18 protein-coding genes are annotated in these 18,996 nt (G+C 59.1%); 13 read left to right on the forward strand and 5 right to left on the reverse strand.

The annotated features are described in order from the left end of the window. The 10 genes from C8029_RS04275 to C8029_RS04320 form a co-directional block, all read left to right on the forward strand. The coding region (locus C8029_RS04275) for a phytoene desaturase family protein (protein ID WP_152002337.1) at positions 1-1,265 on the forward strand (1,265 nt) is incomplete at its 5' end. After that, complete coding sequence (locus C8029_RS04280) at positions 1,262-1,708, forward strand: MarR family winged helix-turn-helix transcriptional regulator (protein WP_152002338.1); 447 nt, start codon at positions 1,262-1,264, stop codon at positions 1,706-1,708. The genes C8029_RS04275 and C8029_RS04280, both read left to right, overlap by 4 nt. 11 nt (positions 1,709-1,719) lie before the next feature. After that, a complete protein-coding gene (locus C8029_RS04285; RefSeq protein ID WP_009572552.1) occupies positions 1,720-3,864 on the forward strand; it encodes a thiamine pyrophosphate-dependent enzyme in 2,145 nt (714 codons plus the stop codon). Between the two features lie 11 nt (positions 3,865-3,875). After that, positions 3,876-5,426 (forward strand): indolepyruvate oxidoreductase subunit beta family protein, encoded by a 1,551-nt coding sequence (locus C8029_RS04290; RefSeq protein ID WP_152002339.1) that lies wholly within the window; start codon positions 3,876-3,878, stop codon positions 5,424-5,426. A 3-nt stretch (positions 5,427-5,429) separates the two neighbouring features. Beyond that, complete coding sequence (locus tag C8029_RS04295) at positions 5,430-6,974, forward strand: phytoene desaturase family protein (protein WP_009572554.1); 1,545 nt, start codon at positions 5,430-5,432, stop codon at positions 6,972-6,974. 129 nt (positions 6,975-7,103) lie between these two features. Beyond that, entirely contained in the window at positions 7,104-8,642 is a 1,539-nt protein-coding gene (locus tag C8029_RS04300; protein WP_009572555.1) for an ABC transporter substrate-binding protein, read from the forward strand. Between the two features lie 67 nt (positions 8,643-8,709). Continuing rightward, on the forward strand, positions 8,710-9,717 hold the full coding sequence (locus C8029_RS04305; RefSeq protein WP_009572557.1) for an ABC transporter permease: 1,008 nt from the start codon (positions 8,710-8,712) through the stop codon (positions 9,715-9,717). Further along, positions 9,710-10,573, forward strand: a complete 864-nt coding sequence (locus tag C8029_RS04310; protein WP_009572559.1) for an ABC transporter permease — start codon at positions 9,710-9,712, stop codon at positions 10,571-10,573. The genes C8029_RS04305 and C8029_RS04310 overlap by 8 nt, the downstream gene beginning before the upstream one ends. Beyond that, on the forward strand, positions 10,570-11,469 hold the full coding sequence (locus tag C8029_RS04315) for an ABC transporter ATP-binding protein (protein WP_009572560.1): 900 nt from the start codon (positions 10,570-10,572) through the stop codon (positions 11,467-11,469). Before C8029_RS04310 ends, C8029_RS04315 begins: the two co-directional genes overlap by 4 nt. Next, positions 11,466-12,311: an ABC transporter ATP-binding protein gene (locus C8029_RS04320; protein WP_152002340.1), complete on the forward strand. Its 846-nt coding sequence runs from the start codon at positions 11,466-11,468 to the stop codon at positions 12,309-12,311. Before C8029_RS04315 ends, C8029_RS04320 begins: the two co-directional genes overlap by 4 nt. A 4-nt stretch (positions 12,312-12,315) precedes the next feature. Here the strand turns inward: C8029_RS04320 and C8029_RS04325 are convergent, their stop codons facing one another. After that, positions 12,316-13,323: an AraC family transcriptional regulator gene (locus C8029_RS04325; protein ID WP_152002341.1), complete on the reverse strand. Its 1,008-nt coding sequence runs from the start codon at positions 13,321-13,323 to the stop codon at positions 12,316-12,318. Between the two features lie 164 nt (positions 13,324-13,487). On the opposite strand from C8029_RS04325, the gene C8029_RS04330 reads away from it, so the two are divergent. The 3 genes from C8029_RS04330 to C8029_RS04340 are packed head-to-tail and all read left to right on the forward strand — an operon-like array spanning position 13,488 to position 16,028. Next, positions 13,488-14,264, forward strand: coding sequence for an SDR family oxidoreductase (locus C8029_RS04330; protein ID WP_009572565.1), 777 nt, complete (start codon positions 13,488-13,490; stop codon positions 14,262-14,264). Positions 14,265-14,293: 29 nt separating this feature from the next. Next, a complete protein-coding gene (locus C8029_RS04335; RefSeq protein ID WP_152002342.1) occupies positions 14,294-15,535 on the forward strand; it encodes a styrene monooxygenase/indole monooxygenase family protein in 1,242 nt (413 codons plus the stop codon). 1 nt (position 15,536) lies between these two features. Then, positions 15,537-16,028, forward strand: a complete 492-nt coding sequence (locus C8029_RS04340) for a flavin reductase family protein (RefSeq protein ID WP_193217587.1) — start codon at positions 15,537-15,539, stop codon at positions 16,026-16,028. Positions 16,029-16,086: 58 nt separating this feature from the next. On the opposite strand, the gene C8029_RS04345 is transcribed toward C8029_RS04340, so the two are convergent. The 4 genes from C8029_RS04345 to C8029_RS04360 form a co-directional block, all read right to left on the reverse strand. Next, on the reverse strand, positions 16,087-16,206 hold the full coding sequence (locus tag C8029_RS04345; RefSeq protein ID WP_226946223.1) for a helix-turn-helix domain-containing protein: 120 nt from the start codon (positions 16,204-16,206) through the stop codon (positions 16,087-16,089). Between the two features lie 50 nt (positions 16,207-16,256). Beyond that, a complete protein-coding gene (locus tag C8029_RS04350) occupies positions 16,257-17,237 on the reverse strand; it encodes a nucleotidyltransferase family protein (protein WP_286189723.1) in 981 nt (326 codons plus the stop codon). 186 nt (positions 17,238-17,423) lie between these two features. Continuing rightward, positions 17,424-18,185, reverse strand: coding sequence for a bifunctional hydroxymethylpyrimidine kinase/phosphomethylpyrimidine kinase (gene thiD, locus C8029_RS04355; RefSeq protein WP_009572569.1), 762 nt, complete (start codon positions 18,183-18,185; stop codon positions 17,424-17,426). Then, positions 18,182-18,996, reverse strand: an 815-nt coding sequence (locus C8029_RS04360) for a HesA/MoeB/ThiF family protein (RefSeq protein ID WP_152002345.1), incomplete at its 5' end; no start/stop codon positions are given. The genes C8029_RS04360 and thiD, both read right to left, overlap by 4 nt.

Raw genomic sequence — 18,996 nt, forward strand, 5'->3', positions numbered from 1 at the left:
TGACCTATAAAATGGACCGTGCCGCCAATATGGCCGCTTTTGATGCCATTCACAGCGGCGACGGCGCACAGCTTGGTGCGGATCTTGCGGCTTTTGGTGCCGATGCCGAACTGCTGTTTGGTCTGATGGGGGGCGATCCTTGGTCGAAATCCACCGCAAAGCTGCTGGGCAAGGAAGCCTGGAAACGCAAGCCGCATGGGCTTGCCGCCACCATGGGCGGTGCGTTGCAATCCATGCGCGGTTGGTTGGAAACCTCTTTTGAGGATGAGTTGACGCGGGCGCTTTGGGCACCGTGGTGCCTGCATGCGGGGCTTGGTCCTGAGGCGGCATTTTCCGGCCAAATGGGTCAGGTGATCGGCTTTGCCCTGGAGGCGGCAGGCGCGCCCATCGTGAAAGGCGGCGCGGCCAATATGGTGCGCGGGCTGATCGCGATCATCGAGGAAAACGGCGGTACCGTGCGCACCTCTGCTGAAGTGTCCGAAATTTTGGTGTCAAATGGCAAAGCGACCGGCCTCAAATTATCAAACGGCGAAACGATCAGGGCGGGCAAACTGCTTGCCTCCGTCACGCCGCATCAACTCTATGGCAGGCTCGCCCCCTCCCCCAAACACAGCGACAACCTACGCAAATACAAATACGGCAAAGGCAACTTCCAACTTCACTACCTACTCAACGGCCCAGTGAAATGGACCACGCCGGGGCTTGAAACCGTCCAGCTTTTGCACATCACTCCCGGCCTTGATGCCGTGTCAAAAGCGGGCAACGAAGCCGAGCGCGGGATGTTGCCGGATGTACCAACGATCTGTGTGGGCCAACCCACCGCCGCCGATCCCAGCCGCGCCCCAGAGGGTCAAACCCTGCTCTGGCTGCAACTGCCCGAGGCGCCGCGCACCGTCAAAGGCGATGCGCGCGGCGAGATCACCGTGCCCGCCGACGGGCAATGGACGCAGGCGCTGCGCGAAGCCTATGCCGACCGCGTTGAGGCCATCCTCAGCCACCATATTGATGGGTTCAAAGATCAAATTGTCACCCGCCGCGCGATCTCTCCGGCGGATTTGGAAAGCTACAACATGAACCTTGTTGGTGGCGATCCCTATGGCGGCGCCTGTGCCCTCGATCAGTTTTTCCTCTGGCGGCCCTTTGCCAACACTCTGCGTCACGACACCGGCATCAAAAACCTCTATCATATCGGCGCGTCCACCCATCCGGGGCCCGGCCTCTCCGGTGGCTCAGGCTTTCTGACAGCCAAGGAGCTCGGCGCATGATGGATCGTCCCGAAGATCTCGAAGAATTCACACCATACCTGATGAACCGGATCATGGCGCGCTACAACAAAGGGGTTGAAGCCACGCTCAAAGAGGTGGGCGTCTCCGTGGCTCAAATGCGCGCCCTCGTCGTTTTGTTCGATGGCGGCCCCTGCACGATCGGCGAATTGTCAGTGCTGACCGTGATCAAACAATCCACCCTCTCGCGCACACTCGATACAATGGAAAAGGCCGGCCTGATCCGTCGCGAAGGACAAGACGGTGACAGCCGTGTGCGCAAAATCAGCCTCACCGATGCCGGGCGCACCGCCTATGAAACTGCTTGGCCAGCCATGCTTGGCATGCGCGACACCATGCTTGCCGCTCTCACACAAGACGAACGCGCGCAGCTCAACAAGATTCTTTTGCGGGTGTTCTATGACATCCGCCATCACGATTTTTAAAGGAGACCCCCATGGCCGAAAGATCATTTGCCAAGGAAGTCCAAAAACTCAAACAAGGTGAGGGCGACACCTTTGCCGGTGAAGGCATCTTGGCCATCACCAAGGCGCTTTTGGAAAACGGCGTCGGCTATGTCGGGGGCTATCAAGGCTCGCCGATTTCCCACCTCATGGATGTGTTGGCGGATGCCGAAGAGATCCTCAGCGAGCTTGGGGTGCATTTCGAGGCCTCCGCCAGCGAGGCCACCGCCACGGCCATGCTCGCGGCCTCGGTCCATTATCCGATCCGTGGTGCCGTGACCTATAAATCCGTCGTCGGCACCAATGTCGCCTCGGACGCCCTGTCCAACCTTGCGTCGGGGGGCGTCACGGGCGGCGCATTGATCATTGTGGGCGAAGATTACGGCGAAGGCTCGTCGATCATGCAGGAACGCACCTATGCGTTCGCGATGAAATCTCAGGTCTGGATGTTGGACCCGCGCCCCAACCTGCCCGCCATTGTCAAAGCGGTCGGGGATGGCTTTGAGCTGTCCGAAGTGTCGAACACCCCTGTGATGTTACAGGTCGGCATCCGCTCGTGTCACGTCCACGGTCATTTCGAGGCGCGTGACAACAAACGCCCGCCGGTGACCGTCTCTGATGCGCTCGAAAACCCGGCGCGCAAACTGGACCGTATCGTATTGCCGCCCGCGACCTATCTGCACGAAGAAGAAAAGCTGACCAAACGCCTGCCAGCCGCGCAAAAATTCATTCTGGATCGCGAGATCAACGAACGGTTCGGCGCACCGGGCAGCAAGGTGGGTCTGATCCTTCAAGGTGGCACTTATAATACCGTGATCCGGGCGCTCAACCGTCTGGGACTGGCCGATCTCTATGGCGACACCGAGATGGATATGTTGGTGCTCAATTGCGTCTATCCTCTCGTTGACAGTCAAATCATGGCCTTCTGCGAGGGCAAGGATGCGGTCTTGATCATTGAGGAAGGTCAACCCAACTACATCGAACAACAGATCGCGCATATGCTCTACAAAGCCGGCAAGACGGTCAAACTCGAAGGCAAGGGCATGTTGCCGATGGGTGGGGAGTACACCGGGCAAGTCATGGTCGACGGCCTTGGCACATTCCTGTCCGACCATGCGCCTGACATGCTGCCAGTGGCCAAACTGGCCTCCAACGAAGACCCGATCGCGATCCCTGATCTTTCCAAGGTGCTGCCTGCCCGCCCACCAGGGTTCTGCACGGGTTGCCCGGAACGTCCAATCTTTGCCGCCACCAAATTGGTCGAAGAAGAGCTTGGCGAACATCACATCTCCTCTGACATCGGCTGTCACCTGTTTTCCATCATGCCGCCGTTTGATCTTGGGGCGACAACGATGGGCTATGGCCTTGGCCCTGCCTCCGCCGCGGCCTTTCACAATGAGAACAAAAAGGGCCGTCGCTCGATTTCCTTCGTCGGCGATGGCGGGTTCTGGCACAACGGCCTGACCAGCTCGGTCGGCAACGCCGTGTTCAACAAATCCGACAATGTCATCGTCATTGTCGACAATTTCTACTCGGCGGCGACAGGCGGTCAGGACATCCTGTCCTCGCGCGCCACGAACAAAACCAAACAGACCCAAAACTCCATCGTTGAGGCCTGCAAAGGCATGGGCGTCAAATGGATCCGTCAGATTGATCGCACCTATGATGTGACAAAAGTACGCGACACGTTGAAAGAGGCGCTGACCACCGAGGAAGAGGGTCCGAAGGTGATCGTCGCCTCCTCCGAATGTATGCTCAACAAACAACGCCGGGTGAAACCCGAACTGGCAAAGGCCGCCAAAGAGGGAAAACGCGTCGTGCGCCCACGCTTTGGCGTCGACGAGGATATTTGCACCGGCGATCACGCCTGCATGCGCCTGTCGGGCTGTCCGTCCCTCTCGGTCAAGGACACCGGCGACCCCCTGCGCGATGATCCGGTGGCCGCGATTGATCAAACCTGCGTCGGCTGTGGCAACTGTGGTGAGGTGGCGGATGCTGCCGTGCTCTGCCCCTCCTTCTTTCAGGCCGAAATCGTGTCGAATCCAAGTGCTGGCGAAAAACGCCGCGCCCGCCGCAGCCAAAAAATCATCTCTTGGCTGCAAAGCCGTCGCGACGCGAAACGCGTGGCTTTTGCCTAAGGAACCGCTCCATGAACATACAAGCAAACCCGATTGTCGCCCGCCGGTCTCCCGGCCCTGACGGAGAGAAAGTCATCACACTGGCGGCGCTCGCGGTCGGCGGTCAAGGCGGTGGTGTGCTCACCAACTGGATCGTGGCCGTGGCCGAAGCCAATGGCTATCGCGCCCAATCCACCTCGGTCGCGGGCGTGGCCCAGCGGACGGGCGCGACCATTTATTATGTCGAAATGTGCCGCGACACCGGCCGCGCGCCGGTGTTTTCCTTGTCCCCCTCGATCGGGGATGTCGACATTCTCATCGCGTCGGAGTTGATGGAAGGCGGACGGGCGATTATGCGCGGCTTTGTGACGCCGGGTCGCACCACGTTGATCACCTCCACCCACCGCATCGCCGCCGTGTCGGAAAAAATCAATCCCGGCGATGGCCGCGTGGATGGCACAGACGTGGTCGAAGCCATGGGCATCGCGGCGGATCATGTCGTCGCCTTTGATATGGAAAGCGTGGCGAAAAAAGCCGGGTCAGTGATTTCGTCATCCCTGCTTGGCGCGCTGGCGGGATCAGGTGCCCTGCCGTTTCCCCGCGACAGTTTTGAAGACGTGATCCGTGGCTCAGGCCGCGGTGTTGAGGCGAGTTTGCGAGCGTTTGGCGAGGCCTACGAGATTGCAAAAGGCACCAAACCTGCGCCGCTCCCCGAAGAGATCGCAGCGCCCATCGTGCCGGTTTTGCATGTTCCGCAAAAGCTCGCCACCAAATGGGCGGCCCTTGAGGCCCGCGTTGCGGCCTTGCCGGATGCGGTCAAGGACATGACCGCTCTGGGTTTGAAAAAAGTCGTGGACTACCAAGATGTTGCCTATGGTTCCGACTATCTTGATATGGTCGAAAAGATGGTCGCGCTGGATGCCGCGCCGTTTGATCTCAGCATGAATGCTGCCAAATATTGCGCCCGCGCTTTGTGCTATGATGATCTGTTGCGGGTTGCGGATATCAAAACACGGGCATCACGGTTTGAGCGTGTCAAAGACGAAGTTGTCGTCAAAGACGATCAAGTCCTCATGCTCACCGAATATTTCCACCCGCGTTTTGAGGAATTCGCCACGACCTTACCCAAATCCATCGGGAAGTGGCTACAAAGACGCAAAGGCATTGAAGCGTTTTACACCAAGCATTTCGACAAAGGGCGACGTATTCGCACCGATAGTTTGCGTGGATTTATGATGCTCTGGGTGGTGTCGTCCCTGCGGCCGATCCGCCGCAAATTGCTGCGTCACGAAAGTGAAATGGCGCATATGGCCGCGTGGTTCAACACCGCGATGGACGTGGCCAAAACGGACCCGGCGCTCGCCTCCGAAGTGTTGGCCAATTATCGCCTGATCAAGGGCTATTCCGACACCCATGCCCGTGGTCTGTCGAAATTTGCACGCGTGATGGGCGCGCTTGATCTCTTGAAGGGTCGCAATGATGCCGCCGATTGGATGCGTCGTCTGCGTGTCGCCGCTCTCGACGATGTCAAGGGCGACAAACTCGATGGGGCTTTGGCCACTGTCAAAAGCTTTGCGGGGTAAGGGATGAGCACGCCGATCGTCATCATTGGGGCCGGGATCAACGGCCTTGTCGCGGCGGCCGATCTGGCTGCAAGGGGCAAAAAAGTTCGTGTTTTCGAGCGCGCGCCAACCCCCGGCGGCGCTGTGCGTACCGAAGAGTTGACCCTCCCCGGCTTTCGTCACGATGTCGCGGCGATGAACCTGTCGATGTTTGCGGGTTCGGCCTTTATGGCCCAGCATGGGGAGGAAATGGCGCGGCACGGAATGGGGTTTGTCCCCATCTCGCGCCCCTTTGCACAGGCTATGGAGCCGGGCGATTATGTCGGCGTGTCCACGGATGTGGAGGAGACGCTGGCCACCTTCGCCTCCGAGGCTGACAAGGCGACATGGCGCGAGCTGATGGCGGCGTTTCCCGTCCGCGCTGGTGTGGTCGGGGGGCTGCTTGGCACCCCGATGCAACGCTGGCCCCTGCTCAAATTCGTCTGGAAAATCTGGCGGTCTCTGGGAACGGCGAAAACTCTTGAGGTGGCGCAATTTCTGATGAGTTCGCCGCGCGCGTGGTTGGAAGACACCTTTGAAGACCCGCGCCTGCGCACCGCGCTATCGACATGGGGGATGCATCTCGATTTCGCGCCCGACATTGCCGGAGGCGCGATTTTCCCCTATCTCGAAGCGATGGGGGGTCAGGCCATGGGCATGGTGATTGGCAAGGGCGGTGCAGATGTCGCCACCCGCGCGCTGGTCGCCATGATCAAGGCGCACGGCGGCACCGTCGAATGCAACGCCGATGTGACAGAGATCGCGCACACAAACGGCAGGGCCACAGGCGTTGTCGTGAATGGCAAAAAGGTCGAAGCCTCAACCATTTTGGCAGGTCTGGCCCCCAAACACCTGTTGCGCCTTACGGGCGGCACACAGGATGTGCGGTTTGACACTGGTCTCGAAAAATTCCGCCATGCGCCCGGAACAATGATGATCCATCTTGCCTTGGATGCGCCTGTGCCATGGGCGGCAGAGGCGCTTGGCACTTTCGCATATGTCCATATCGGGCGCAGCATCGACACCGCTGCGCGCACTTATGCTCAAGCGCTTGCCGGGCTTTTGCCCGACACGCCGCTTCTTGTTGTTGGCCAACCGACAGTGTTCGATCCCGCTCGTGCCCCGGATGGAAAGCACACGCTTTGGGTTCAGGTCCGGGTGGTCCCGGCCGAGATCAAAGGCGATGCAAAAGGCGAAATTACTTCACGAAATTGGGAAGATGCAAAGAGTCTGATGGCGGAACGCGCGCTGGATTTGATCGAAGAGCAAGCCCCCGGTTTTCGCGCCACCATCTGCGCACAGTCGCTTGTCTCGCCGCTCGATCTCGAGGCGGAAAACCCCAATCTTGTTGGCGGCGACCAAATCTGTGGCTCTCATCACCTGAGCCAGAATTTTCTTTTCCGCCCTGTGCGCGGCTTTGCCGACGGGCACACGCCGATAGAAGGGCTGCACCTGATTGGAGCAGCCGCCTGGCCGGGGGCCGGGACCGGTGCCGGATCGGGATTTTTTGCGGCGCAAATGATCAAGTGACAGACAAATCGACATCAATGTCGTTTGAGCCTTAAGTTTATGCTTTAACTTTAAACTTTATATGCTCAAACTATCACCAGAAACAGAGCCCGACAAATGGGCCACCTTCAATCAACGGGAGCTTCGCATATGACTGCAAAGACACAACTGACACGGCGCGGATTTATCGGCGCATCGGCGGCCCTGACCGCTTTGATCGCAACGGGAGCACCTGTTTTGGCACAGAGTGCCGACAGCCTGACCATCGCCTATAATATTCCGGTGCAGAGCTGGGACCCAACTACAGGCCCGGCGGCGGTGAACCCCGCGCTGCAATCCATTTACCTCGCCGTGTTCGACCGCTTCATCGACCAAGCCCCTGACCTGTCGTTTGGCCCCGGCCTTTTGACCGAGTGGGGATTCAACGACGACAAAACCAAAATCACCATGACCGTCCGCGAGGGCGTCAAATGGCACAACGGCGATGATTTCACCCCCGAAGATGTGGTGTGGTCCCTGACCCGCGCGGCCAATCCCGCGACCGGAAACCCGATGCAATTCGTCTGGTCGAAAATTGGGAACTTTTCCGTTGAGGGCAATGTGATCACTGGCGATGTGTTCAGCTTTGAGCCCGCACTGTTCAAATGGATGGCCTTCCTCACGGCCTTTGTCCTGCCAAAGAAATATTACGAAGAGGTCGGATCAGACGGGTTTGAAAAGGCACCAATCGGCACTGGCCCCTATATGGTCGACGCTTATGAACAGGGCGCCTATGTGCGGCTCAAAGCCTTTGCGGATTATTGGGGCGGCGCACCAGAGTTTGACACCGTGACCATCAAATTCGTCACCGATGCCGCCTCGCGTGTGGCAGAAATTGAATCGGGCAATGTCGATGTGACCTCGAACATGCCCTATGAGGAATACGACCGCCTGATCGCCAAAGACGGCCTGTCCGGTGTGGCTGTGCCGATCACCGATATTGGTATGATTTTTCTGAACGACATCGACGTGATGTTGGATAAGAACGTCCGCCTTGCTGCCCATCACGCGATTGACAAACAACTCATCATTGATCGTCTGTTGCGCGGGTATGGTGTGGCCCTATCCACCCTCGAAGTGCCCGGTTACGCCGCCTATGACGACAGCATCGTGGTGGAATACGACCCCGAAAAATCCAAAGAGCTTTTGGCCGCGTCCGGCTATTCCACCGACAATCCGGTGACCTTCACGATCCAAACCACACGCGGGTTCAAACCCAAGGATTACGAGATGATCCAAGCGATTGTTGGGATGTGGCGCAAGGTCGGGATCAACGCCGAGATTGAGGTCTATGAGATCGCCAAGCACTATGAGTTGCGCGCCTCTGATACCTTGGCCCCGGCGGCGTTTTACAACTGGGGGAACTCGATCGGCGACCCCTCGACCTCCACAGGGTTCTCAATGTTCGGCCCTTCGCCCCATGCGGTTTGGGACAGCCCCGATCTGGTTGAAAAAATTGGGCCGCTCTTTGTCGAACCCGATGAAGACAAACGGATTCAGGGCTATAAAGACGTGTCGCGCTACATCGCTGAAGAGGGCTATGTCATCCCGATTTTGCAATATGTGATGCCCATCGTTTATGCGTCCACGGTGAATGTGGTGCCCTACACATCCGGCGATTTGCTACCCCAAGCCATGACCAAAGCCTGAACCCCATCAGGCCAAGCACCCGGTCCGCATAGCCTGCGGCCCGGGCCCTAATTCATGTGAGAACCCCATGCTCCTGAAAACCGTCTTTGTGCGGCTGTTGACGACTGCGATTACGCTGTTTGGCGTGGCTATTGTGGTCTTTGTCCTTGTCCGTGTTGCGCCCGGAAACCCGATTGCAATGATGCTGCCACCCGGTGCGACGGAGAAAGACATTGCCGCCCTCAACGCGGTCTATGGCTTTGACAAAAGCCTGGCCGAACAATTCATCATTTGGCTTGGCGGCGTCTTGCACGGCGATTTTGGCACCTCGATCACCCTGCGCCAACCCGTGGCCGAGCTTGTGCTGGGCCGATTGCCCGCGACACTCGAACTCTCCAGTATCGCGCTTTTGCTCGCAGTGGCGCTTGGTGGCTGTGTTGCCGTCATCGGGGCGCGCAAACGTGGGACAGGGACAGAAGTTGGGCTTGATCTGACAAGCGGCGCGGTTTTGTCGGTGCCGGATTTTCTTTGGGGTCTGATCTTTGTTTTGGTGTTTGGTGTGCTCTGGCCGGTCCTGTCAATCTCAGGTCGGGTCGACCCCCGCATCGACATTGATTTCACAACGAACTTCTACATTTTCGAAGGGTTGCTGCGAGGGCGGCTGGATGTCGTTGGCTCAACCTTATCGCATATGCTCATGCCTGCGATGTCGCTGGCGCTGCCCTTGGCCGCGATGATCGCGCAACTGTTGAAACAGAACCTCAAAGAGGCGTTGACGCAGGATTACACGACGCTGGCGCGGGTGCGCGGCTTTTCCGAGACCGCGGTGATCTTGCGCGAAGCGCTGCGCAATGCCGCCTTGCCAACCTTGGCGCTTGTGGGGGTTCAGTTCACGTTTCTCATCGGCGGCACCGTGATTGTCGAACGTCTGTTCGCCTTTGAGGGGCTTGGCAACATGGCCATTGATGCCGTGATCAACCGGGATCTTCCGCTCATCCAAGGCATCGTGCTGCTCTTTGCGGCGCTCTTTACCGTGATCAACCTTTTGGTCGATCTCTCTTACACATTCCTGAACCCGAGGTTGCGCCATGGCTGATGTCTCCACGAATTCCCCCCGGCTGATCCTCACCGATACCAATTTTCGGTTGTGGTTGCCGCTGTTCTGGATCGGCTTGATTGCGGCGGCGGCTCTGTTTGCGCCACTGATCGCGCCGCAAGACCCGTTGGCACAAGATCTGATGATGGAACGTCTTCCGCCGTTTTTCATGGAGGGCAGCGAGCCCGGATATTGGCTCGGCACCGACAGCCTTGGCCGCGATGTCCTATCACGCATCATTTACGGCGCGCGCATTGCCCTTTTCGTCAGTCTGATTGCCGCCACGACCACCGGGATTTTTGGCTCTGCGCTCGGCCTGATTGCGGGCTATTATGGCGGTTGGGCCGACCGGGTGATTTCTCGGCTGGTCGACATTTGGATGGCATTCCCGCCGGTCCTGTTTGCCGTGCTTTTGGTGGCCGTGATGGGCACCGGGCTTGGCTCCGTCATCGCCGCAATTGCGCTGATTGACTGGACCCGGTTCGCGCGGGTGATCCGGGCCGAAACCATGGTTCAGGCCCGTATGGATTATGTCGATAGCGCCCGGATTGGCGGTGCTCGCCGCGCCGCCACCTTGGTCAGTGAAATCTTGCCCAATGTGATGCCCTCGATCATCGCGCTTTTGATGTTGGAAATGGGCATCGCGGTGATTGTCGAAGCGATCCTGAGCTTTGTGAACCTGTCGATCTCCTCGGATGATCCCACCTGGGGGTCAATGATCGCCGAAGGGCGAGGCGCCATCCATTTTGCATGGTGGGTGCTTTTGTTCCCGCTGATCGCCCTTTTCATGACCGTTCTGAGTTTCTCAACGCTTGGCGAAGGTCTTAAGCAACACTTCGATCCGGTGCTCAAATGACCATGACCACAGCTCACGCCCACACGCTTGACATCATCAACCTCAACATCGCCCTGCCCCGAGGCCAACGGCTTTTGCGCAATGTGTCGCTGCAATTGGAACCCGGCGAGGTGCGTGCCCTTGTCGGAGAAAGTGGGGCCGGAAAGTCGATGATTGGCAAGGCCGTTCTTGGCATTCTTCCCCATAGGATCAAAAGGACCGAGGGTGAAATTCTCTTGGAGGGGGCGCATCTCAATGCGATGACCCCGGCCACCCGCCGCAGCACCGTGGCCAAAATGTCCGCCCTCATTCCACAAGACCCGCTGACCGCTCTCAATCCGGTGCGTAAAATCGGGCCACAGATCACCGATCCCTTGACCCGAATTCACGGTTGGAGCCATCAGCGCGCGCTTGCCCGTGCCCGCGAGCTTTTGGATCGGGTGCATATTCGCGCGCCTGACCGGGTGATGCACAGTTATCCGCATGAGCTGTCCGGTGGGATGCGCCAGCGGATTTTGATCGCCGCCGCCTTTGCGCCTTCGCCGCGCTTGATCGTGGCTGATGAACCCACCACGGCGCTGGATGTGACCGTACAAAAGCAAATCCTGCGTCTCATTCGAGAACTGCAACGGGAAACCGGCACCGCCGTTTTGTTTGTCACCCATGACATGGGCGTGGTCGCCAAGATCAGCCAAAAAGTCACCGTGCTCTTTGCCGGGCGTGTGATCGAGGACGCCGCAACACGGACCGTTTTTGAAAACCCCGCGCATCCCTACACACAGGCCCTCATCGCCGCGACGCCGACACCGAACGTCAGCGCCGAGCCGTTTCAACCGGTGCCTGCGGCACTGATCACCGAATTGCACCGCGAAACACTGGCCGCAGATGCCCTTTATGCTCAGAGAGGTCGCCGATGAACCAGATGACGCACCCCACGCGCCCTGCCCTGTTTTCCATCCGCGATCTGCGCCTGTCTTTCGCGGATCGCGCCCACAAACCCCTGTTTGGTCCAGCTCCGCGTGTCGAGGTTCTCAAAGGCCTTAGCCTTGACATCCCAGAGGGGCGTATCACGGGGATTGTGGGCGAAAGTGGATCGGGAAAGTCGACCTTTGGGCGCATTCTGGTGCGCTTGTTGGCCCCCGAGTCTGGTCAGGTTCTGTTTGACGGAAAGGACATTGGCGCATTGGACGAAGCCGCACTGCGACCGCTGCGCCGAGATCTTCAAATGATTTTCCAAGACCCGATGTCCTCGCTCAACCCGCGCCACAGGGTGTGGCGCATCATCGCCCAACCGATGAAACGCTATGGCCGGGGTGGGGACCGGGCGGCTGCGATCACAGCCTTGGGAAAGGTCGGCCTGTCCGCGCAATTTGCAGATCGCTATCCGCATGAACTGTCCGGCGGACAACGGCAACGTGTCGGCATTGCGCGGGCAATCGCCTTGGAGCCGCGGTTCATTTTGGCCGATGAAATCGTCTCTGGCCTCGACGTGTCCAGCCAGGCACAGGTGTTGTCTCTCTTGGCCGATCTGGCGCGGGATATGGGGCTCACCTTGGCCTTTATCAGCCATGATTTATCCGTGATCCGCCATCTGTGCGACACGGTCGTGGTCTTGCACCACGGGGAAATCGTGGATCAGGGCCCGGTCGAGGACGTGTTTGAGCATCCGCAATCCGCAATCACCAAAAGCCTGCTGTCCGCGATCCCGCGCCCGGAGATGGACGAAAGCTGGTGGGACGACATGTCTGAACCCGCCTGAGTGACTACGGACGTTTGGCCGCGCGCAGTGTTTCAATCGGTGTGCAGCCAAATTTTCGACGGTAATGCTCGGAGAACCGACCAAGATGAAAGAACCCAAGCGCCATGGCCACCGTCGTGACGCTTGTGTCCAGCTTGGGGTTCGACAAATCTTCCCACGCCTGTTCCAGCCGAAGATCGCGTAAAACCGTCATCGGGGCGCGGCCATATCGCGTCCGGCACATGCTTTGCAGGGTCCGAACGCTGGTCCCCGCATATTGCGCGATGTCTTCAATCATGATCGGATTGTGCAGGTTTTCGCGCATGAACTCTTCGGCGCGGCGCAGCACGCGCGGAACCGGCCCCGCCGCCCCGCCCCTCATCGGATCAAGATTATGGGCCTGCGTTTGTAACACCCCGATCATCAACGTGCGCTCAAGCTGACGTGCCAAAAGCGTGTCTCCGTCGACCAGATTGGTCCCTCGTTCTGCTTCACGCATCACAAAGTCTAAGACGCTCATAAAGGCACGGCCTTCGCCGCCGCGCATGTCATTGGCACCGTCAAAATGAAGCGTCTGACCAGACGGCAAACCAAACTCGGCCCGCGCCGCATCGAGCAAGGCGGCCTTCTCAATCTGCACCTGCACTTGCACGCAGTCTTCGCTCCAGATCATGCAGGTCTGTGCATCCGGGTTGAGCACGCCGCCAAACCCGCCACCGATCTCATGTCGGTTCGGGCCATTGGTCACCGACGCCGAGCCACGGATCGGAACCTGAAACAGATAAAACCGCTCAAGCTCGCCCGGTGCAATCAGGGTCTTTGCCCCATAGGTCATGACATTGATGGACAGGGACCGCCCCGCAAGACGGTTGTGCCGCGCGGCAAGGCGACCGGACCCGATGGTTTCCAAACGATGATCGCAATACACCCGCGCCACGCAGTCGCGGGTTTCATCCAAATCGTCACTCGAAAACAGCGGATGCGCCCCAAGAGGCAAGCCCTCCGTTGCTGGCTGTCCATCGAAACGAGTCATGCGCCTCCCCTGATATGGTCATTTAGGACGTCTGTGCGGCAGTCTATTTTAGGCCTAAAGTATATTTTTTCGCAATATGGACTCTGTCCGCGCGATCAGGATAGCGCGTTCCCCCCCACTCTCCGCAAGCTTTCTTTTATAAAACCAACAACAGGGAGCACAAAATGCGTGGACTGAAAGACAAAGTCGCAATCATTCCCGGTGGTGCCACGAAAATTGGCGTTGCCGTGGTTGACGCGTTTAAATCGTACGGCGTCAAGGTGGTCGTGGCCGATATTGACGCGGAAAATGGAGAGACGCTCAAGGGAGATGGCGTGCATTTTATCCGCGCGGATTTGCGCTCGGATGCCGATATCGACGCCCTCGTCAAAGGCACTGTCGACACATATGGCCGGATTGATTTTCTCGTCAACGTGGCGGCCACATATCTGGACAACGGGGCTGAAAGCACACGCACCGAATGGCTCGAAGCTTTGGATGTGAACCTTGTTGGGTCGGTGATGCTGATGCAAGCCGCCCGCGAACAGCTTGCGCAAAACAAAGGAGCCATTGTCAATTTTGGCTCCATCTCGGCCCGCGTTGCCCAAACGGGCCGCTGGCTTTATCCCGTGTCCAAGGCGGCGATCCTGCAATTGACCCGCAATCAGGCAATGGATCTGGCCCCCGATGGCATCCGCGTCAACGCGGTGTCCCCCGGCTGGACCTGGTCCAACATCATGGACAATCTCACCGGCGGCGACCGCGCGAAAACCGACAAGGTTGGGGCCGACTATCATTTGTTTGATCGCGTTGGAGACCCGGAAGAGGTGGCGAATGCCATCATGTTCCTGTGCTCAGACGAGGCCGGATTCATCACCGGCACCGATATCCGCGTCGATGGCGGCTACACCACCATGGGACCAGAGGGAAAAACCCCGGCCATCCCGCGCCTCATCGACTGACGCACAGCAAAACCAACAGGAGAGACACTATGAAACGCATCACAATTGTCGGCGGCGGTCAGTCCGGCCTGCAACTTGGCATTGGCCTCTTGCAAAAGGGCTATGACGTGAAAATGATCCAAGATCGCACCGCACATGAGATCGCCAACGGGCGCGTGACCTCATCGCAATGTCAGTTCGACGCCGCCCTCACGTTGGAGCGCGATCTTGGCATCAATTTTTGGGAGGACGACTGCCCGCCGGTGGAAGGTATTTCCTTTTCCGTCCCCAATCCCGAAGGGCCGGGCAAGGTCATCGAATGGTCCTCGCGTCTGGATCAAAAGGCCCAATCCATCGACCAAAGGGTGAAAATGCCACGTTGGCTTGCCGAGTTCGAACGTTTGGGCGGCAAGTTGATCATCACGCAGGCCGACATCCCGATGCTCGAAGTCGAAGCAAAATCCGCCGATTTGGTGATTGTCGCCTCTGGCAAAGGCGACATCGGCAAGCTGTTTGAACGGGATGCGGAGCGGTCGCCCTTTGACGCGCCGCAACGCGCGCTGGCGCTGACTTATGTGCATGGCATGACGCCCCGCGAAAACTTTTCGGCCGTCAGTTTCAACCTCATTCCCGGTGTCGGCGAATATTTCGTATTTCCCGCGCTGACCAAGTCTGGTCCCTGCGAAATCATGGTGTTTGAAGGCGTGCCGGGGGGTCCGATGGATTGCTGGCGCGATGTCAAAACCCCCGCTGAACATCTTGCCCAATCGAAGGACATTCTCAGCACGTTCTTGCCTTGGGAAGCGGATCGGTGCCGCAACATCGAGCTCACGGACGAAGACGGTATCCTTGCCGGACGGTTCCCGCCGACCGTGCGCAAACCTGTGGGTACGCTGCCCTCTGGGGCGCTGGTTTTGGGGATGGGCGATGCGGTCTGTCTCAACGATCCGATCACGGGTCAGGGCGCAAACAATGCCGCCAAGGCGGCGGGTGTTTACCTTGATGCGATCTTGCGCCATGGCGAACAGCATGGCGATCATCCCTTTGACGCCGCTTGGATGCAGGCCACGTTTGAGCGGTTTTGGCAGTATGCCCAATGGGTTGTGCGTTGGACCAATATGATGCTGTTGCCACCGCCGCCTTTCGTGCTGGACATCATGGGCTCGGCGCAGGTGCTGCCGGGACTGGCGCATCGCATCGCCAATGGGTTTGATGACCCACGCGATTTCTTCCCGTGGTTTGCCGATCCGACCGCCGCGCAAGAGTATCTTACAAGCCTGCAGGCGGCGTGACATGACCATCGACACAGCAACCTTTCGCGCCACAATGGGGCTGTTTCCGGGGGCCGTGACCTTGATCACAACCGGAACCGGCGAGATGCGGCGCGGCATCACTGCCACGGCGGTCTGTTCGGTCAGCGATGCCCCGCCAAGCCTTTTGGTTTGTGTCAACAACCGGACTGGCACCTGTTCGGAAATCACCCGCTCCGGTCGTTTTAGCGTGCACCTGTTGGCCCAACACCAAAGTGATGTTGCCATGACCTTTGCCGGGGCAAATGGGCACAGCGGGATTGCCAAGTTCGACCTTGGCGACTGGCAAGAGTGCCCGCGCGGATTGCCGCGTCTGCCGGGAGCGCTCGCCAGCCTGTCTTGTGATGTGTTGACCGAAACAGACTCCGGCACCCATCGGATTTTCATCGGTCGCATCGAAGATGTCGTTCAGGCCGCAGGAGACCCTTTGATCTACGCAGGGGCCCAGTTTCATCGGCTGCAAAAAGTCGCCTGACGTCACAAACATAAAGAGGCCAACCCGAAGGCTGGCCTCTTTGTATCCCGCAAAACTTTTAGACCTCGGAAGAGGACGGCTTGCGAATGTGGTATTGCTTCATCTCGCGATAAAGCGTCGGGCGAGAAATCCCCAGAACCGCCGCAACCCGCGTCAGGTTGCCGTTCTCCGAAATCATCGTTTGGTGCCAACCCGCCCAATCCAACACATATCAGCGGACTTGGGGGTCTATCCCGCCTCGCACGCCATCAGGATGTCGCGTGTGACGGGCATACGTTCCAACGTCCGTGCGATCCTCTCACGCCATTTGGGACCGCGTGCCAGTGCGTCCTCATAGGCATCCCAAATGTCGGAAGGACGATCCTCGGACATGGTCTCAATAAGGAACGCCGCCTGCTGACGGTCTTTTTCTGCCTTGAAGGACTGAGGCCCGTCACGGCGACGGTCTGCCACGATCAGTTTGTGGATGGCGAATTTCTCGGGCCGCGGAATCTGCACAAGAATCCCATCACGATAGAGCGCAACCACATGGATCGGGTCCGAAATCAGGTAATTCAGGTGATGCAGCGCCCGCGCCTTGACGCCCAGAGCGGGGAGATCGCGAATGCCTTCGGCGGCATCAAAGGACGGGGTGAGAAATTCAATCATCATCCCCGTCTTGCCGCTTTGGCGCCACCGCCAGACACTGTCACGATCAAGGCCCTGAACAGGATCGAATTTGAGCGCCGAAAAGGTCTGGGCCAGCGATGGCTCGACCGCGTCTTGCAAGGCAACCGACAGGCGTTCGAATTGCGCGATGTCAATATCCCCGGTGTTGGCCACGCTGCCAAGGGGAAGAGTGGCGCCAAGCTCTCCCTCCATCAGACGAAAGGCATTCGTCCCGATCAGGGTGCCACCCAGCCGGAATGTGCCGACCTTTGCCATGGCGAGCAGCAACCCGCCCGTTCCGCGATCGACCGGGGTCATACCCTCGGCGCGCAGCAGACGCGCAAGCCGCGCGCGTTCCAGCTTGCGCTCTGCGGCCCATTCGCGAAGCTCATTCATGCGGTCCACACGAGTGCGCGTCTCGGCGCTGTCCGGCCCGATATACCAGAACTTGACAGAGGTGCCGATTTTTTCGGCCGCGTACCAATAAACCTTGCCACCGCGCTCCTTGGTAACAAGCGAGCCACGCACATTCGCGACCATATCGTCTTTCAGAAGACGCAAGAGATCACTATAGGCAGACCGTGCCACTGAACTTAGATTTGCCACTTTGGCCCCCGCTGTCACATGCACGGTAAACTTATATCTTTCGGTTTGCCGTGGCAATCGGGAAACCAATTTATTTACGTTTACCGATCAGGTCTTCTTCCGTCCCGGAACTGTCCGAAACACTCAGATGCGCTTTGATCATCAGGGGCGGACGGTAAGTTTTTCACCCAGATCAAGCGCTTCTTGGGCGACCAACAGGGCATCATGGACATGGTGTTTTGCGGCGGTCACCGCATCAACAAGACTGGCACCCTGTGCCAGATGCACCGCGATGGCACTGGCCAATCGGCACCCGGTCCCTCTGAGCGTGGCATCAATCCGGGGCGCCGTGAAGGCCACACATGGGACACCTAGGCGATACAGGTGATCGACGCTGACGGGGCCTTCCGCATGCCCCCCCTTGACCAGAACCGCCCCACATCCCCGTTGCAAAAGCCGCTCGACACAGGCGCTATGATCGCCCTCCGGGACGCCAAGGCGGCGCGCCAAAGCGGCCAGTTCCGGCACGTTCGGTGTCAACAGGTCGACCTTTGGCAACAGCCGGTCCAATAAGGCCGTGACACCAAGATCATCCAGCAACATGTGACCGGAACTGGACATCAGCACCGGGTCCAAAACGCACGGGGCGCGGGGCACAGCAGCGGCGACCGCCTCGACGATCCCTGCCCTGCCCAGCATGCCAATTTTGACCGCGCTCACCGGACCGGCGATGGCGATTTGATCCGTCACAACCTTGGGTGGGACGGCGTGCACGGCGGTGACGGCGCGGTCGCTTTGGGCGGTCACCGCGGTGACGGCAACGCGCGCGGTGCCGTTTAGGGCGTGCACCGTCGCACTGTCGCGCAACACCCCTGCCCCGCCGCTTGAATCCAGACCCCCAATGCAGAGAACAACCCCACTCACATTCCGTCTCCAACGATGGCAACCCGGTGATGCCCAAGCGCGGCACACCGTTTGGCCGCCCGCCACGCCCGCAGCCCAGACGTACAGACAAAAACCACGCGCTGTCCCGGCGTGGGTTGTGGGTCGGCTGTGGCGCGGCCCCGCAGATCGATGACCAAATCCTCCGGGGAGATATGCGCGGGGGCCAAAATTTCCGGCACCACATCCGGTTCTGGCGCGCCATCAAAGCGAAACCCGCTCACATGCCACTGCGCCAGATCGAGCGACAAAAGCTGGCCCAAAGGCGAAGGCTTTAGCCCCAACAGAACCGACAATGCCATCTGCGCCTGAAGCGCGCCGAGCATCGCAACGACCGGTCCCATCACGCCGGTGTCTGAACAGCTCCCAAGCCGCGAGGGCAGATCGGGAAACACCGCGCGCAGACTGGGCGCGCCGCCGCAAAACCCGCCAACATAGCCCTGACGCGCCAACACCGAGGCGCTGATCAACGGGCGTTCAACCGCGAGACAAAGATCGGAGAGCGCATAGCTGGTGGCAAAACTGTCCGCGGCATCGACGATCACATCGGCCTGCGCCATGAGGTCGGGGGCATTGCCCGGATCAAGCCGGGTGACATGGGCAATGAAACGCCCGTCGGGGTTGAGCGCACTGAGACTCTGCGCGGCAGCTTCGGCCTTGGAGCGCCCCAAATCAGACATCCGAAACAGGGTCTGACGGTGCAGGTTGCTTTCCTCCACATGATCGGGATCGACGATGTCGATCCGCCCGACCCCCGCCCCGGCCAAAAGCGGCAAAACGGTGGAGCCAAGCC

It is taken from the genome of Roseobacter sp. TSBP12, assembly GCF_009129705.1.
GTDB classification, from domain to species: Bacteria; Pseudomonadota; Alphaproteobacteria; order Rhodobacterales; family Rhodobacteraceae; genus Celeribacter; species Celeribacter baekdonensis_A.

Excerpts from the sequence above, each read along its gene's own strand:
- C8029_RS04315 (WP_009572560.1), top strand. The coding sequence starts at position 10,570 with ATGACCATGACCACAGCTCACGCCCACACGCTTGACATCATCAACCTC.
- C8029_RS04320 (WP_152002340.1), top strand. The coding sequence starts at position 11,466 with ATGAACCAGATGACGCACCCCACGCGCCCTGCCCTGTTTTCCATCCGC.
- C8029_RS04345 (WP_226946223.1), bottom strand. The coding sequence starts at position 16,206 with ATGATTTCGGAGAACGGCAACCTGACGCGGGTTGCGGCGGTTCTGGGG.
- C8029_RS04325 (WP_152002341.1), bottom strand. The coding sequence starts at position 13,323 with ATGACTCGTTTCGATGGACAGCCAGCAACGGAGGGCTTGCCTCTTGGG.
- C8029_RS04335 (WP_152002342.1), top strand. The coding sequence starts at position 14,294 with ATGAAACGCATCACAATTGTCGGCGGCGGTCAGTCCGGCCTGCAACTT.
- C8029_RS04285 (WP_009572552.1), top strand. The coding sequence starts at position 1,720 with ATGGCCGAAAGATCATTTGCCAAGGAAGTCCAAAAACTCAAACAAGGT.
- C8029_RS04290 (WP_152002339.1), top strand. The coding sequence starts at position 3,876 with ATGAACATACAAGCAAACCCGATTGTCGCCCGCCGGTCTCCCGGCCCT.
- C8029_RS04280 (WP_152002338.1), top strand. The coding sequence starts at position 1,262 with ATGATGGATCGTCCCGAAGATCTCGAAGAATTCACACCATACCTGATG.
- C8029_RS04300 (WP_009572555.1), top strand. The coding sequence starts at position 7,104 with ATGACTGCAAAGACACAACTGACACGGCGCGGATTTATCGGCGCATCG.
- C8029_RS04295 (WP_009572554.1), top strand. The coding sequence starts at position 5,430 with ATGAGCACGCCGATCGTCATCATTGGGGCCGGGATCAACGGCCTTGTC.
- C8029_RS04310 (WP_009572559.1), top strand. The coding sequence starts at position 9,710 with ATGGCTGATGTCTCCACGAATTCCCCCCGGCTGATCCTCACCGATACC.
- C8029_RS04305 (WP_009572557.1), top strand. The coding sequence starts at position 8,710 with ATGCTCCTGAAAACCGTCTTTGTGCGGCTGTTGACGACTGCGATTACG.
- C8029_RS04340 (WP_193217587.1), top strand. The coding sequence starts at position 15,537 with ATGACCATCGACACAGCAACCTTTCGCGCCACAATGGGGCTGTTTCCG.
- C8029_RS04330 (WP_009572565.1), top strand. The coding sequence starts at position 13,488 with ATGCGTGGACTGAAAGACAAAGTCGCAATCATTCCCGGTGGTGCCACG.